This is a genomic window from Paenirhodobacter hankyongi, from assembly GCF_003664585.1.
In the GTDB taxonomy this organism is placed as follows: domain Bacteria; phylum Pseudomonadota; class Alphaproteobacteria; order Rhodobacterales; family Rhodobacteraceae; genus Rhodobacter; species Rhodobacter hankyongi.
The window spans coordinates 91,288-106,011 of sequence record NZ_RCHI01000002.1 but is presented as its reverse complement, the minus strand read 5'-3'; the positions used below and the strand labels follow the sequence as shown (position 1 = coordinate 106,011).

Below are 14,724 nucleotides of genomic sequence, written 5' to 3'. Positions count from 1 at the left end.
TTGTGATGACAGGGGGTGCGCGCTACATCTTGGGGATGGAACAGGCTCAGAAACCCCGCATCACGATCACCTATTGCACCGGCTGCAACTGGTTGCTGCGCGCCGGCTGGATGGCGCAGGAGCTTTTGTCGACCTTCGGCGAGGAGCTGGGCGAGGTGGCGCTGATCCCCGGCCATGGCGGCATCTACGAGGTGCGGGTGGGCGAGAGCCTCGTCTGGGAGCGCAAGCGCGACGGCGGTTTCCCCGAGGCGAAGGTGCTCAAGGCCCGCATCCGCGACATCATCGAGCCGGGCCGCGACCTTGGCCATATCGACCGGAGCGGCGCATGAGCGTGCTGCTGTCGGTGGGTCACGGCTATTCGGCGCAGGCGCTGGCGCGGGTGCTGCGGCCGCAGGGCTGGCGCATCATCGCAACCACGCGCAGCGCGGAGAAGGCGGTGGCGCTGCGCGCGACCGGGGTCGAGGCGCAGGTCTGGGCCGGCGGTTCGCTGCCGCTTGCGGGGGTCACCCATCTGCTGAGTTCGGTCGCCCCCGATGCGGCGGGCGATCCGGTGCTGACGGCCTGCGGCGCGCAGATCGCCGCCGCGGCCGGGCAGCTTGACTGGGTGGGGTATCTGTCGACCGTCGGCGTCTATGGCGACCATGCCGGCGGCTGGGTCGACGAGGACACGCCCCTGACGCCCGCGACGAAGCGCGGCGAGATGCGGGTGGCGGCGGAACGTGCCTGGGCCGCGATCCCGGGATTGCCGCTGCACATCTTCCGCCTTGCCGGCATCTACGGCCCCGGCCGCGGCCCCTTCGAGAAGGTGCGCGAGGGCACGGCGCGGCGGATCCTGAAACCGGGGCAGGTGTTCTCGCGCATCCATGTGGACGACATCGCGCAGGTGCTGGCGGCCTCGATCGCGCAGCCGAACCCGGGGCGGGTCTATAACGTCTGTGACGACGACCCGGCCCCGCCCGAGGATGTGCTGAGCCATGCCGCGGCGCTTCTGGGCCTGCCCGAGCCGCCGGGCGTGCCGTTCGACGCGGCCGAGCTCAGCCCGATGGCGCGCAGCTTCTATGCCGAGAACAAGCGGGTGCGGAACGACCGGATCAAGACCGAGCTGGGCGTGCGGCTGCGCTACCCCGACTATCGCGCTGGGCTCGCGGCGCTGCTTCAGGCCGGCTGAGCCGCCATCGGCCGCTCGCGCACCGGCAGGTGGACGAGCGCCGAGAAGGCCCCGACCCCCACGCCGACCCACCACACCATGGTGTAGTTGCCGTAAAGGTCATAGAGCTTGCCGCCCAGCCAGACGCCGAGGAAGGCGCCGATCTGATGGCTGAGGAAGACGAAGCCATAGAGCGTGCCCATGTAGCGCAGCCCGTAGATATAGGCGACAAGCCCCGAGGTCAGCGGCACCGTGGCCAGCCACAGCGCGCCCATGACGAGCGAGAAGATCAGCACCGAGGCGGGCGTCATCGGCACCAGGATGAACACCGCCGCGGCGATGGTGCGCAGCGTGTAGATGCCTGCGAGCAGGTATTTCTTCGACCAGCGCTTGCCCGCCCAGCCGGCATAGATCGAGCCCACGATATTGGCGAGCCCGATCACCGAGATCGCCACCGCGCCAAGCGCCGATTGCGAGGAAATCCCGAGCCCGGCCAGCATGCTGTCAGGCGGCACCGCGCCGCACATCTCGGTCACCATCGCGGGGAAATGCGCGGTGATGAAGGCCAGCTGATAGCCGCAGCTGAAGAAGCCGAGGAAGATCAGCGTGTAGGACGGGTCGCGGAAGGCGCGGACCAGCACCTTGCCCATGCTTTCCTCAAGCTCGGCGCGGCTCACGCGGGGCTCGGCGCGCAGCATCGGCAGGGCCAGAAGGCTTGCGAGGATCACCACGGCGAAGATCACGAACACGCCCTGCCACGGCAGCACGGAGAGCAGCGCCTCGGCCACCGGCGCGCCGAACACCTGCCCGGCCGAGCCCGCCGCGGTCGCGATGCCAAGCGCGAGCGAGCGGTTCTCGTCGGAACTCGCGCGGCCGACGACGGCAAGGATCACGCCAAAGCCGGTGCCGGCGATGCCGAAGCCCACCAGGATCTCGAGCAGGTCGTGCTGCCAGGGCGCGACGGAGAAGGCCGAGAGCACCAGCCCCGCGGCATACATCAAGGCCCCCACGACGATCGCGCGGCGGTCGCCGAAACGTTCCGCCAGCGCGCCGAAGATCGGCTGGCCGATGCCCCAGGCCAGGTTCTGGATCGCGATCGCCAGGCTGAACTCGGACCGCGGCCAGTTGAACTCTGCCGCGATCGGAATCTGGAACACGCCGAACGAGGCGCGGACGGCGAAGTTCAGCATCAGGATGACGCAGCCCCCGATCAGCACGGGGGTCAGCAGACGGGCCTTGGTCATGTGTGGTCTCCCTGCGCGCATCTCCCGGCGCGCGGAGGACCACTTTCGCCATGCCCGCGCGGCTGCGTCAACGGGGCGATTGTGCCGGGAACAATGCCGCTTGCACCTGCCCGCGCCGCGTGGCCCAATGCGCGCGAAAGGGGGGCGACATGTATACGGTGATCGGAACCGCGGGCTCGCGCGTGATGCGGGTGCTGTGGATGCTCGAGGAGCTCGGCCAGTCCTACGACCATGTGAAGACCCATCCGCAGCCCGAAGGCGTGGCCGAGATCGCCCCCGCCGGCAAGGGCACGGTGCTGATCGTCGACGGCACGCCGGTGTCGGACACGACGGCGATCATCCAGTATCTGGCCGACCGCCACGGCGCCTTGACCCACAAGGCCGGCACCTTGCCGCGGGCGCGGCAGGACGGGCTGACGCAGTTCCTGCTTGATGAATTCGATGCGGCGCTGTGGATGGCGGCGCGGCACAGCTACATCCTGCCCGAGGAGCTGCGCCTGTCGGGCATCCGCAACACCTTGCGGTGGGAGTTCGAGCGCTCGCAACATGTGCTGGTCAGCCGGATGGGCGAGGGCGATTTCGTCATGGGCGACGCGATGACCGTGCCCGACCTGATCCTGACCCATTGCCTGACCTGGGCGCTGAGCGCCAAGTTTCCGATCGTCGAGCATCGCCTGACGGAGTATCTGGCACGGATGCGGGCGCGGCCGGCCTGGGGCCGGGCCGCGGCGCATGAGGCTCAGGACTGACGGAGAGGGCGATGATTCCGGTTTTTGACGGGCACAACGATTTCCTGCTGCGCCTGCTGCGCGAGCCCGCGCGGCGCGAGGCGCTGTGGCTCGAGGGCACGGGCGAGGGGCATCTCGACCTGCCGCGGATGCGTGCAGGCGGCTTTGCGGGCGGCTTCTTCGCGGTCTGGGTGCCCTCGCCGATGCCGCCCGACGCGCCCGATTTCGATGCGATGCTGCGCCATCCGCCCTATGCCGTGCCACTGCCCGAGCCGGTGCCCTATGCCGACGCGCTCGAGGTCGCGGTGGCCGAGATCGGGCATCTTCGGTGGATGGAGCGCACCGGCACGCTGGCGATCTGCCGCAGCGTGGCCGAGATCCGTGCCGCGATGGCGGCGGGCAAGATCGCCGCGGTGCTGCACATGGAAGGGGCCGAGGCGATCCTGCCCGACCTTGATGCGCTGCATGTCTGGCACGCGGCGGGGTTGCGCTCGCTGGGCCCGGTCTGGTCGCGGCCCACGGCCTTCGGCCATGGCGTGCCCTTCGCCTATCCGTCCTCGCCCGATACCGGCGACGGTCTGACCGAGGCGGGCAAGCGGCTGGTGCGCGAATGCAATGCGCTGAAGATCATGCTCGACCTCAGCCACCTGAACGAGAAGGGCTTTGACGACGTCGCGGCGCTGTCCGACGCGCCGCTTGTCGCCACCCATTCGAACGCGCATGCGGTGTCGCCGCACAGCCGCAATCTGACCGACCGGCAGTTGCAGGTGATCCGCGACAGCGACGGCATGGTCGGGCTGAACTATGCCGTGGGCTTCCTGCGCCCGGATGGCGTGGGCGAGAGTTTCACCGGCTGGGATCCGGTGTTGCGCCATCTCGATCATCTGATCGGCATCCTGGGCGAGGACCGGGTCGGGCTCGGCTCCGATTTCGACGGGGCGACGGTGCCGGCGGATCTGGGCGATGTCGCGGGGCTGCCGCGGCTGCTCGCGGCGCTGCACGACCACGGCTTCGGCGCGGCGCTGGTCGAGAAGCTTGCCTTCCGCAACTGGCTGGCGGTGCTCGAACGGACCTGGGGCGTTTAACGCCCCAGCCGCCGCGCCGCCGCGCGCCCGGCGACCCGCCCGGTGGCGAGGCAGCCGGTGAGCAGATAGCCCCCGGTCGGCGCCTCCCAGTCGAGCATCTCGCCCGCGGCGAAGACACCGGGCAGGGCGGCCAGCTCCAGCCCTTCGTGCAGCGCGTCGCGGGTGATGCCGCCGGCGGACGAGATCGCCTCGGCCAAGGGCCGTGGCCCCGCGTGCCGCACCGGCAGCGCCTTCACCCGCTGTGCCAGCGCGATCGGGTCCGAGGGCAGCGGCCGGCCCCATTCGTTCATCAGCGCGAGCTTCACCGGATCGAGCCGCAGCGCCTTGCGCAGCCGGTTCGAGGCGCTTTCCTTCGGGCTGACATGGGCGATGCGGCGGGCGAGCGTCTCGGCATCGCCATCAGGCACGAGGTCAAGCGTCAGCGGCGCCCCCTCGCGCACCGCGGCGGCGATGGCATAGACGCCGCCGCCCTCGATGCCGCGGGCCGACAGCACGAATTCGCCGCGCGAGCGGGCGCCCGGGGTGACGAGCGCCGCCCCCTTCACCGGCTGGCCGAGGAAGGGCGCCATATGCGCCGACCACTCGACCACCAGCCCCATGTTCGCCGGGCGGAAGGGGGCGATCTCGACCCCGCGCGCGGCAAGCCAGGGCACCCAGGCGGCATCCGAGCCAAGCCGCGGCCAGCTTGCGCCGCCAAGCGCCAGGACCGTGACCTCGGGGCGCATCTCGACCCGGCCCTCGGGCGTGTCGAAGACGAAGGCGTCGCCGTCAAAGCCCTGCCAGTGCCAGCGGGGGCGGAGCTCGACCCCCATGCCGGTCAGCCGCGCGATCCAGGCGCGCAGCATCGGCGAGGCCTTCATCCCGGTCGGAAACACCCGCCCGGTGGTGCCGGTGAAGAGCTCGATCCCCAGCCCGCGGGCAAAGGCGGTCACCGCCGCCGGGCCGAAGCCCGCGATCAGCGGCCGCACCCAGTCGGGCGAATAGGCGGTCAGGAACCGGTCGAGCGGCTCGTCCCTGGTCAGGTTCAGCCCCGATTTCCCCGCCATCAGGAACTTGCGCGCGAGCGTCGGCTTCGCCTCGGCCAACAGCACCGAATGGCCCGAGCGGGCGATCTCCTCTGCGGCCATCAGCCCCGCCGGCCCGCCGCCGATGACCAGCGCCCGCGCCATCAGTGCCGCGCCAGCATCGACAGGCGCAACAGCGCGCGTTCCATCACCGCCATCTGCGGTGCCTTCGAGGCCGAGCGCAGGGTGAGGTCGGTCTCGATCAGCAACTTCAGCGCCTCCTCGAGGCGGAACATGCCCCAGCGGCTGGCCTGCGCCTGCATCCGGTCGCGGCGCGGGCCGAAGACCGGCGGCCGCACCCGGCCGATGCCGGCGCCGGGCCCGCCCGGGTCCGAGGCCGCGGCATGCAGGGTGCGGAAATGGCGCAGCGCCATGATCGCCAGCGTCACCGGCAGCACGCCCTGCCCCTCGATCCGGCGCATCATCGGGCCAAGCTCCTGCGGCCGGCCCTCGGCGACGATGTTCAGCACGTCGTCGACCTCGGCCTCGACCGTGGCGGGGGCGCAGGCGGCGATCTCGGCCGGTGTCAGCGGCGCCGAATCGTCGTATTTGTAGAGCGCGATCTTCTCGACGGTCTGGCGGAAATCGCCGGGATCGAGCGCCTTCGCCAGCGCCAGAAGGTCGGTCATCGCCGCCTGATCGACGTGGCGCAGCCCGGCGCGGTGCAGGATCTCCTCGATCTCCTCGCGGGTCGGCGGATCGTCATAGATGCCGATGGCGACGGCGTTCGGATGCGGCTCGAAGAGCTTGCGCAGCGCCGATTTCGCGGTGAGCGAGCCGGCGGTGACGATGATCTGCGCATCGCCCTCGCGCCAGTCCTTGAGCGCGGCCGAGACGGTGGGGGCAAGGGTGTCGGTCGCATCCTCGACGAAGACGACGCGCGGGCCGGGGAAGAAGCCCACGGCCTTCACCGCGTCATTGAGCGCCGCGCCGTCCTTGCGCAGCTCGGAGGCCGGGATCCGGGTCAGGCGCATCTCGGCCTCGCCCTCGGGGCCGACGAGGGCGGCGATCACCTCCTGCCGGCGCAGCGCCACCCGCATCGCGTCGGCGCCATAGATCAGCAGCCCGGTGCGCGCGGGATCGGGCTTGGCGAAATAGCGGACCGCTGCGACGCCCGCGAGCTTCATTGCGGCAGCGAGCCCGCCTGCGCGAGCAGCCGGGTGACGATCTGGTCGGCCAGCATCGACATCAGCCGGCGGTGCGCGTCTTCCTCGGCGGAATCGGTCGCCACCACCGTGCCGGTCGCCGACCAGGAGGTGAAGGAGGCGACCTTGCCCGCCATCAGCACGGCATCGGTGCCGATGTCGTGCAGCGTGTAATCGACCGTGCCGGTGAGCGAATAGCGCGTCGTCGCGTTCGAGGGGGTGATCGCCTGGCCAAGCGCCTGGGTCTTGACCGTGTAGGCCAGCCGGTAGCGCGCGGTTTCCAGCGGGCCGAGACGTTCGCTCAGCCGCCGGGTCAGAGCGAAATCGTCTCGGGTCTTCGGCGAATCGGTCTGCACGGTGCCGAGGAGCCGGGCGCCCCCGCCCTGCGGGCCATAGGCGGGGGTGAAGCCGCAGCCCGCAAGGGCCGCGGCAGCAAGAAGCAGGAAGGTTCTGCGGTCAGATGACGACATTGACGATGCGCCCCGGCACGACGATGAGCTTCTTCGGCTGGCCACCGGCCAGCGCCTTGAGCACAGCTTCGTCCGCCAGCACGCGCTTTTCAACCTCGTCCTTCGGCATGTCCTTGGGAACGGTGATCTCGCCGCGGCGCTTGCCGTTGATCTGGATCGGCAGCGTCACGCTGTCCTCGGCCAGCATCGCCGGGTCGGCCTTGGGCCAGCCCGCCTGCACGACAAAGCCCGCCCCGCCCAGCATCGACCAGACGTCCTCGGCCAGATGCGGCACCATCGGCGCCATGATCTGCGCCATCAGCTTCATCGCGTCGCGCTTCGCCCCGTTCGAGGCGGCCGATTTCGACAGCGTGTTGGTCAGGCCATAGATCGCCGCCACCGCCTTGTTGAAGGCGAAGCCGTCGATCGAGCGGGTGACCTCGTCGATCGTCTTGTGCACGGCCTTGAGCAGTGCCTCGTCCTCGGCGCTGCCATCACCGCCCGCGCCCTGCGCGATCTCGTCGGCGATGCGCCAGACGCGCGCGAGGAACTTCGAGGTCGCCTCGGCACCGGCCGCGGTCCATTCCACGTCGCGCTCGGGCGGGCTGTCCGACATCACGAAGAATCGCGCGGTATCGGCGCCGAAGGAGGCGATGATGTTCATCGGGTCGACGACGTTCTTCTTCGACTTCGACATCTTCGCCGAGGGGATGATCTCGAGCTTCTCGCCGGTGGCCTTCACCGTGCCGGCCTCGCGGTCGATGTCCTCGGGCAGGTGATAGACCGGGCGGCCCGACGAATCGCGGGTCATGTAGATCTCGTGGGTCACCATGCCCTGGGTGAAGAGCGCGCTGAACGGCTCGATCGCTTTTGCCGGCAGGTGGCCGGTGCGGTGCATCGCCCGGGCGAAGAAGCGCGAATAGAGCAGGTGCAGAATCGCGTGCTCGATGCCGCCGATATACTGGTCGACGTTCATCCAGTAATCGGCGTCCTCGGCCACCGTCGGCGTCGTCGCATGCGGCGAGGTGAAGCGCGCGTAATACCACGACGAATCGACGAAGGTGTCCATCGTGTCGGTCTCGCGCCGGGCCTTGCCGCCGCATTTCGGGCAGGTGCAGTCGCGCCAGGTCGGGTGGCGGTCGAGCGGGTTGCCGGGCTTGTCGAAGGTGACGTCGTCGGGCAGGCGGACCGGCAGGTTTTCCTTCTTCTCGGGCACCACGCCGCAATCGGGGCAATGCACCACCGGAATCGGGCAGCCCCAATAGCGCTGACGGCTGAGGCCCCAGTCGCGCAGGCGATAGTTGGTCACGCCGCGGCCGATGCCATTCGCCTCGCAGAAGGCAATCGCGGCGGCGACGGCTTCCTCGCCGGTCTGCACCTCCTCGCCCGAGAAACCGCGGATGTAGCGGACCTTCTCCGACTTCAGCGGCACGAATTCCTCGGCGGGCGGCAGGTCGGCCTCGGCCGCCTCGTCGGCCAGCGGGCGGAACACCGAGTGGATCGGCAGGCCGTATTTGGTGGCGAATTCGAAGTCGCGCGCGTCATGCGCCGGGCAACCGAAGATCGCGCCGGTGCCGTAATCCATCAGGATGAAGTTCGCGATCCAGACCGGCAGCTCCCAGGCCTCGTCGAGCGGGTGGCGCACCCGGATGCCGGTGTCGATGCCCAGCTTCTCGCCGGTCTCGATCGCTTCCTCGGTGGTGCCGCCGCGGCGCGCCTCGGCGATGAACTTCGCCATCTCGGGGTCGTGGCGTTCGAGATGCTTGGCCAGCGGATGGTCGGGCGAGATCGCGCAGAAGCTTGCCCCCATCAGCGTGTCGGGCCGAGTGGTATAGCACTCGATGCGGTCGAATCCCTCCGGCGCGTCGATCGTCGAGAAGGCGAATTGCAGCCCGCGCGAGCGGCCGATCCAGTTCGCCTGCATCAGGCGCACCTTCTCGGGCCAGTGCTCAAGCCCGTCGAGCGCATCGAGCAGCTCGCCGGCGAAATCCGAGATCCGGAAGAACCATTGGGTGAGTTCCTTGCGCTCGACCGCCGCGCCCGAACGCCAGCCCTTGCCGTCGATCACCTGCTCGTTCGCCAGGACCGTCATGTCGACCGGGTCCCAGTTCACCACCGCGTTCTTGCGATAGACAAGGCCCGCCTCGAGCATGTCGATGAACATCGCCTGCTGCTGGCCGTAATACTCGGGGTCGCAGGTGGCGAATTCGCGCGACCAGTCGATCGACAGGCCGAGCGGCTTCATCTGCCCGCGCATGTCGGCGATATTGCCGTAGGTCCAGTCCTTCGGGTGGCCGCCACGCTCCATCGCCGCGTTCTCGGCCGGCATCCCGAAGGCGTCCCAGCCCATCGGGTGCAGCACGGAAAAGCCGCAGCTCATCTTGTAGCGCGCCACGACGTCGCCCATCGTGTAGTTGCGCACATGGCCCATGTGGATGCGCCCCGACGGATAGGGGAACATCTCGAGCACGTAGTATTTCGGTCTGGCCGGGTCGCGTTTCGCGGTGAAGACGCCGGCGTCATCCCAGGCGGCTTGCCATTTCTTCTCGGTCTCGGCGGGTGCGTAGCGCGTCATCTCGGCCCCTCAAACGAAGTCTGCGAGGCGCTTGCTACACCGTGGCGGGGCTCAAGGTCCAGAGACGAGCCGGCGGGCAGGGGCAAAATTCCCCGCCCGCACCGGGCTCAGAGGTTCGAATCGGCGATCCGCAGCTGACGGGCGCGGGTGAGAATCGCATCCTCGACCGCGCGCACGGTGTCGGGCGACACCGCGCCGCCCTTGCTTTCGAGCGACACCTTGAGGCTGCGCGCATCGAGCGCCGGATCGGTGATGTGGATCGTGGCGCGATAGGCACGGCCACCGCCCGGGGGCGTGCCATAGCCGGTGACGATCAGCCCCGAGAACGGGTCGACGGTCTGGATCGGCAGGAAGTCGAGCACCTCGAGCGTGGCGTTCCAGATGTACTTGTTGACCTCGAGCTTCACGTTCGGATCGTCGCTGTTCGAGAACAGATCCCACACGGTCGAGGACTTCTGGCGATATTCCCAGTCGTTGTTGCCGCCGGCCATGTGCGAGACCTGCGTCGGGTCCGGCATCGGCCCGGTCGTCTCGGTCTGAGCGGCCTTTCGCGAGCCGCCACCGAAGAGATTCCCGCTGGAAATGCCGCCGCAGCCCGCGAGCGTGAGGGTGACACCTGCAATGGTCCCGGCGCGCAGGATGTGTCGGATTTTCATCGGATGCAGTCCCCGTGAGCTTCGAGCTGATGGCCTTGACCGTCTCTAGCCCAAGCCCCGCGAGGCGACAAGGATTTTCCCGGCAGGACGCGCCCTTGCACGCCTCATCCGGCAGGTTACCGCTTTCACGTGGGCGTGTGCGGGGCGTGTGTGCAGGGCTGCGCCGAGGGGGTCGCGTGGACTGTGGCAAGAGTGCACCACGCCCCGCGTCAATGCCCCCACGCCAGTCGTTTTCATTGCAATGAGAGGCGCCGGGAGGGAAAAAGCAGCCATACCCAATTCGGATTTCCCTGAGTTGGGGCTTACCTTAGAGACAATGAGGGAAAACGATGAAAAAGGTTCTCTTCGCGACGACCGCCCTGGTCTTCTCGGCTGGCTTCGCCGCTGCTGAAGTGACTCTCTCGGGCGACGGCCGCATGGGCGTCACCTACAACGGTTCCGACTGGAACTTCTCGAGCCGCGCTCGCGTGACCTTCACGCTCTCGGGCCAGACCGACTCGGGCCTCGAGTTCGGTGGTTCGTTCCGCGCTGACCAGGCTGGCGACTCGATCGCCAACAACGGCGCCGCCTACGGCACCGAAGGCTCGGTCTACGTTTCGGGCGCCTTCGGCAAGCTCGAAATGGGCGACGTCGTCTCGGCTCCGGAAGCCCTGTTCGGCGACCTGCCGGAAGTCGGCTACACCGATCTCGTGACCTCGGGCGCTGGCCTCGAAAACGACATCCCGTACCTGACCCTCGACAACAACACCCAGTCGGCTCTGCTGTACACCTACACCGCCGGTGCCTTCTCGGTCGCCGCGTCGCTGTCGGACGGCTTCGTCGACCAGACCTCGGTTGATGCGAACCAGGCTTACGGCGTTGCCGCTGCCTACACCTTCGGCAACTACACCGTTGGCCTCGGCTACGAAGACCTCGAGCTCGCTGCTGGCGGCAAGATGACCCAGGCCGAGCTGGCCGGCGTTGCCACCTTCGGCGACACCTCGGTCAAGGCCTACTACGCTGTGGGCGACGACCTGAACCCGGTCGACAACTCCTACGGCCTCGGCGTTTCGTCGGTCTTCGGCGCGACCACCGTCATGGGCTACGTGCAGAAGGCTGAGTTCGTCGGCGGCGCCGACGTGACCTGGTACGGCCTCGGCGCGGCCTACGATCTGGGCGGCGGCGCTTCGGTCGTCGGCGGCATCGCTGATGACGACATCAAGGGCTCGGACCCGGTTGCCGACCTCGGCGTGAAGTTCAAGTTCTGATCCTTCAGAACCTGATTGGGAAAGAGCGGGCCTTGCGCCCGCTCTTTTCTTTTGGGCCATCGCGTGGTTTCTGGGGCGCGATGGAGGATGCCATGGGACTTGACGAAATCACCCGCCGCGTCGCCGCGGCAGAGGCGGCTGCGGGCCGGGCTGCCGGTTCGGTGCAGCTGATCGCGGTGTCGAAGGTGCAGCCGGCCGAACGGGTCGAGGCGGTGCTGCGCGCCGGCCACACGCTTTTCGGCGAGAATTACGTGCAGGAAGCGCAGGGCAAGTGGCCGGCCTGGCGCGCGGCTTTCCCGGGCGTTGCCGTACACATGATCGGGCCGCTGCAGACCAACAAGGCGAAGATCGCGGTCGAGCTGTTCGAGGCGATCCACACCCTCGACCGGCCGTCGCTGGCGACGAAGCTTGCGCATCTGGCGCAGGCGCGCGGCGCGAGCCCCGAGCTTTTCATCCAGGTGAACACCGGCGCCGAGCCGCAGAAGGCGGGTGTGCTGCCCGAGGGCGTCGACGCCTTCGTGGCCGAGGCGCGGGGGATGGATCTGCCGGTCGTCGGGCTGATGTGCATCCCGCCCGAGGGCGAGGACCCGGTGCCGCATTTCACCGCGCTGGCCGGGATGGCGGCACGCAACGGGCTGACCGGGCTGTCGATGGGGATGAGTTCCGATTTCGAGGCCGCTATCGCCGCCGGGGCAACGCATGTCCGCGTGGGGTCCGCGATCTTCGGGGCGCGGGACTATGGGCCGCGGGCGGGCTGAGCCTCAGGCCTTGTCGCGGGCGGGGCGGGCGTTCCGGGGCGCTGCCCCGGACCCCGAGGTATTTTTGCCAAGATGAAAGCAGGCGAGGTCGGGAATCACGATCTCGGTTCCCGGCCGGAGGCTGCGCGCGAGGCGGATCAGGTCGGCGCGGCGCAGGGCGAGGCAGCCGGCCGTCGGAAAGCCCGGCCGGCGGCGCTGATGCACGAAGATCGCCGAGCCGCGGCCGGGCTGCGCGTCGGGATAATTCCAGTCGGTGATCAGCACGATGTCGTAAAGCGGATCGGGGCGGGCGAGGCGTTCATGGCTGGCCGCGAAGGGCCCGCGCACCGGCTGGTTATAGGCGGGATGCGTGGGCGCATCGCACCACAGATCGCCCGGACCGATCGGTTTCGCCCAGCGGCCGGGCCGTTTCACCCGGTCGGCGCGATAGAGCATGCCGACGATCCTGAGCCGGCCGACCGGGGTCGCGCCGTCACCCTCGCGTTTCGTGCAGCTGAGCCCGCCGCGGCCGATCTCGACCGGCATGCAGCGCCCGTGGGCGAGCAGCCCGCGCGGTGTCAGGCGCAGCGGCGCGCTCACAGGATATGGCCCGACTTCGCCGCCTTCGTGGCCAGATAGGCGGCGTTGTGGCGGCTGAGGCCGACCTTCAGCGGCACGCGCTCGACCACCTCGATGCCATTCGCCTCGAGCATCCGCACCTTGGCGGGGTTGTTGGTCAGCAGCCGCACCTTCGAGAAGCCGAGCTTCTTCAGCAGGGCGGCGCCGATGCGGAAGTCGCGCTCGTCATCCTCGAACCCGAGGCGGTGGTTTGCCTCGACGGTGTCGAAGCCCTGATCCTGCAGGTCATAGGCGCGCATCTTGTTGGCAAGGCCGATGCCGCGGCCTTCCTGGTTGAGGTAGAGCAGGATCCCCGCCCCCTCGTGCCCCATCTGCGTCAGCGCGGCGTCAAGCTGTGGCCCGCAGTCGCATTTCAGCGAGCCGAGCACGTCGCCGGTGAAGCAGGCCGAATGCAGCCGGGCCAGCACCGGCTCGGAGCGGTCGGGCGAGCCGATCTCGACGGCGTAATGCTCCTCGCCGCCATCGTCGGGGCGGAAGATATGGAGCCGCCCCTTTTCGGCCGCGCGCATCGGCACGCGGGCGGCCGAGACCGGAGCAAGCACCGCCGCGGCCGAGATCTCGCGCAGCACCTCGGCAGCGTCGAGCGTGGTCAGCCCCTCGGGTGCGGGATCGGGAAGCGGGGCAAGCAGCGCCGCGGGCAGCAGCTGCGAAGTCTTGGCCAAGGCGATCGCGGCGCGGGCAAGGGTGGCGTCGCCCTCGCGGCGGCTTGTCAGCGGCCCTTTCATCGGCATGCGCAGGTCGTCGGCCGGATCGGCGATCGCCCGCAGCCAGGTAAGATCGGCGTCCGCGGGCACCACGATCCGGGCGAGGTCATTGTCATAGACGCGGGCCTTCAGCGTCTCGGCGCGCCAGGAGGTGATGGCGAGGGTGAGCGGGCCGAGTGTGGCAAGCGCCGCCAGCCGCTCTGGGCTCAGCGTCTCGATCGCCACGGCAAGCTCTCCCGACAGCACTACGGGCAACCCCATGCGCAGGTCGGCGCGGGCACGGTTCAGGCGTTCGGCGGCCGTCGGGCCAAGGGAGAAGGGCGTCATCATGGCCCAAGAGATAGCGATGCCTGAAACAAATTGAAACATGGCGCGGTGCTGCGACACGAGCGCGTGAGAAAGATTTCACGCCCCTTGCCGTTCGCGTGATCGGGCATCAGCTTTGCACCGAACGCAGGACACCGACAGAAACGGAGGCCCGAACAAGATGGCTGGACTGAAAAAGATCCTTCTGGTGGACGACGATACCGATCTGCGCGAGGCGCTGGCCGAGCAGCTGGTCGCCACCGAGGATTTCGAAGTGTATGAGGCGGGCTCGGGCGCCGAGGCGGTGGAGAAGGCGAAGGAAGCGCTCTATGACCTCGTGGTGCTGGATGTCGGCCTGCCTGACACCGACGGGCGCGAGCTGTGCAAGAAGCTGCGCAAGCAGGGGGTGAAATGCCCGATCGTGATGCTGACCGGGCATGACACCGACGCCGACACCATCCTTGGCCTCGACAGCGGCGCGAATGATTACGTGACGAAGCCGTTCAAGTTCCCGGTGCTTCTGGCGCGTCTGCGCGCGCAGCTGCGCACGCATGAACAGTCGGAAGACGCGGTGTTCCAGCTTGGGCCGTATACGTTCAAGCCGGCGATGAAGATGCTGGTCGATGCCAAGGATCGCAAGATCCGGCTGACCGAGAAGGAAACCAACATCCTCAAGTTCCTCTACCGCGCCACCGATGGCGTGGTGCCGCGCGATGTGCTGCTGCACGAGGTCTGGGGCTATAACGCCGGGGTCACCACCCACACGCTCGAAACCCACATCTACCGGCTGCGGCAGAAGATCGAGCCCGATCCGCAGAATGCGCGGCTTCTGGTGACGGAATCGGGTGGCTACCGGCTGGTGGCGTAAGCGATCAGGGCGGGGGTTTCACACCCCCGCACCCCCGTGAGGTATTTGAGGCAAGATGAAAAATGGTCTTTCATCTTGCCGCAAATACCTCGGGGTGAATTCGCCGCAGGCGAAGAGGGGCAGCGCCCCT

General features: G+C 68.6%; 15 protein-coding genes. 7 read left to right on the top strand and 8 right to left on the bottom strand.

Annotated features, from left to right (window positions below):
• The first annotated feature begins 5 nt into the window (after positions 1-5).
• Both DYS74_RS02450 and DYS74_RS02445 read left to right on the top strand, forming a co-directional pair.
• Positions 6-329 carry a SelT/SelW/SelH family protein gene (locus DYS74_RS02450; protein ID WP_245965171.1) on the top strand — a complete coding sequence of 108 codons (324 nt, stop codon included), beginning with the start codon at positions 6-8 and terminating at the stop codon, positions 327-329.
• Positions 326-1,168 (top strand): SDR family oxidoreductase, encoded by an 843-nt coding sequence (locus DYS74_RS02445; RefSeq protein WP_121530574.1) that lies wholly within the window; start codon positions 326-328, stop codon positions 1,166-1,168. Before DYS74_RS02450 ends, DYS74_RS02445 begins: the two co-directional genes overlap by 4 nt.
• On the opposite strand, the gene DYS74_RS02440 is transcribed toward DYS74_RS02445, so the two are convergent.
• Positions 1,156-2,391, bottom strand: a complete 1,236-nt coding sequence (locus DYS74_RS02440) for an MFS transporter (protein ID WP_121530572.1) — start codon at positions 2,389-2,391, stop codon at positions 1,156-1,158. The genes DYS74_RS02445 and DYS74_RS02440 overlap by 13 nt on opposite strands.
• Before the next feature lie 149 nt (positions 2,392-2,540).
• On the opposite strand from DYS74_RS02440, the gene DYS74_RS02435 reads away from it, so the two are divergent.
• Both DYS74_RS02435 and DYS74_RS02430 read left to right on the top strand, forming a co-directional pair.
• Entirely contained in the window at positions 2,541-3,140 is a 600-nt protein-coding gene (locus tag DYS74_RS02435; protein WP_121530570.1) for a glutathione S-transferase family protein, read from the top strand.
• Positions 3,141-3,151: 11 nt separating this feature from the next.
• Positions 3,152-4,204, top strand: a complete 1,053-nt coding sequence (locus DYS74_RS02430; RefSeq protein WP_121530568.1) for a dipeptidase — start codon at positions 3,152-3,154, stop codon at positions 4,202-4,204.
• On the opposite strand, the gene DYS74_RS02425 is transcribed toward DYS74_RS02430, so the two are convergent.
• From DYS74_RS02425 to DYS74_RS02405, 5 genes are all read right to left on the bottom strand, one after another.
• Entirely contained in the window at positions 4,201-5,373 is a 1,173-nt protein-coding gene (locus DYS74_RS02425) for a TIGR03862 family flavoprotein (RefSeq protein WP_121530566.1), read from the bottom strand. The two genes, DYS74_RS02430 and DYS74_RS02425, sit on opposite strands and share 4 nt — an antisense overlap.
• Positions 5,373-6,395, bottom strand: coding sequence for a DNA polymerase III subunit delta (gene holA / locus DYS74_RS02420; RefSeq protein WP_121530564.1), 1,023 nt, complete (start codon positions 6,393-6,395; stop codon positions 5,373-5,375). Before holA ends, DYS74_RS02425 begins: the two co-directional genes overlap by 1 nt.
• Positions 6,392-6,883, bottom strand: coding sequence for an LPS assembly lipoprotein LptE (gene lptE / locus DYS74_RS02415; protein ID WP_121530562.1), 492 nt, complete (start codon positions 6,881-6,883; stop codon positions 6,392-6,394). The genes holA and lptE overlap by 4 nt, the downstream gene beginning before the upstream one ends.
• Complete coding sequence (gene leuS, locus DYS74_RS02410) at positions 6,870-9,437, bottom strand: leucine--tRNA ligase (protein ID WP_121530561.1); 2,568 nt, start codon at positions 9,435-9,437, stop codon at positions 6,870-6,872. Before leuS ends, lptE begins: the two co-directional genes overlap by 14 nt.
• A 107-nt stretch (positions 9,438-9,544) precedes the next feature.
• On the bottom strand, positions 9,545-10,093 hold the full coding sequence (locus DYS74_RS02405; protein ID WP_121530560.1) for a DUF3576 domain-containing protein: 549 nt from the start codon (positions 10,091-10,093) through the stop codon (positions 9,545-9,547).
• A gap of 329 nt (positions 10,094-10,422) precedes the next feature.
• On the opposite strand from DYS74_RS02405, the gene DYS74_RS02400 reads away from it, so the two are divergent.
• Positions 10,423-11,340, top strand: a complete 918-nt coding sequence (locus DYS74_RS02400; RefSeq protein WP_121530559.1) for a porin — start codon at positions 10,423-10,425, stop codon at positions 11,338-11,340.
• 92 nt (positions 11,341-11,432) lie between these two features.
• Positions 11,433-12,098, top strand: coding sequence for a YggS family pyridoxal phosphate-dependent enzyme (locus DYS74_RS02395; protein WP_121530558.1), 666 nt, complete (start codon positions 11,433-11,435; stop codon positions 12,096-12,098).
• A gap of 3 nt (positions 12,099-12,101) precedes the next feature.
• On the opposite strand, the gene DYS74_RS02390 is transcribed toward DYS74_RS02395, so the two are convergent.
• Together DYS74_RS02390 and ribA are read right to left on the bottom strand one after the other, a co-directional pair.
• A complete protein-coding gene (locus DYS74_RS02390) occupies positions 12,102-12,623 on the bottom strand; it encodes a L,D-transpeptidase family protein (RefSeq protein ID WP_183077441.1) in 522 nt (173 codons plus the stop codon).
• Between the two features lie 50 nt (positions 12,624-12,673).
• Positions 12,674-13,750, bottom strand: a complete 1,077-nt coding sequence (gene ribA / locus DYS74_RS02385; protein WP_121530557.1) for a GTP cyclohydrolase II — start codon at positions 13,748-13,750, stop codon at positions 12,674-12,676.
• A gap of 157 nt (positions 13,751-13,907) precedes the next feature.
• Here ribA and DYS74_RS02380 point away from each other — a divergent pair, with 157 nt between their 5' ends.
• Positions 13,908-14,594 (top strand): response regulator transcription factor, encoded by a 687-nt coding sequence (locus DYS74_RS02380; RefSeq protein WP_113898578.1) that lies wholly within the window; start codon positions 13,908-13,910, stop codon positions 14,592-14,594.
• Positions 14,595-14,724: the final 130 nt, after the last annotated feature.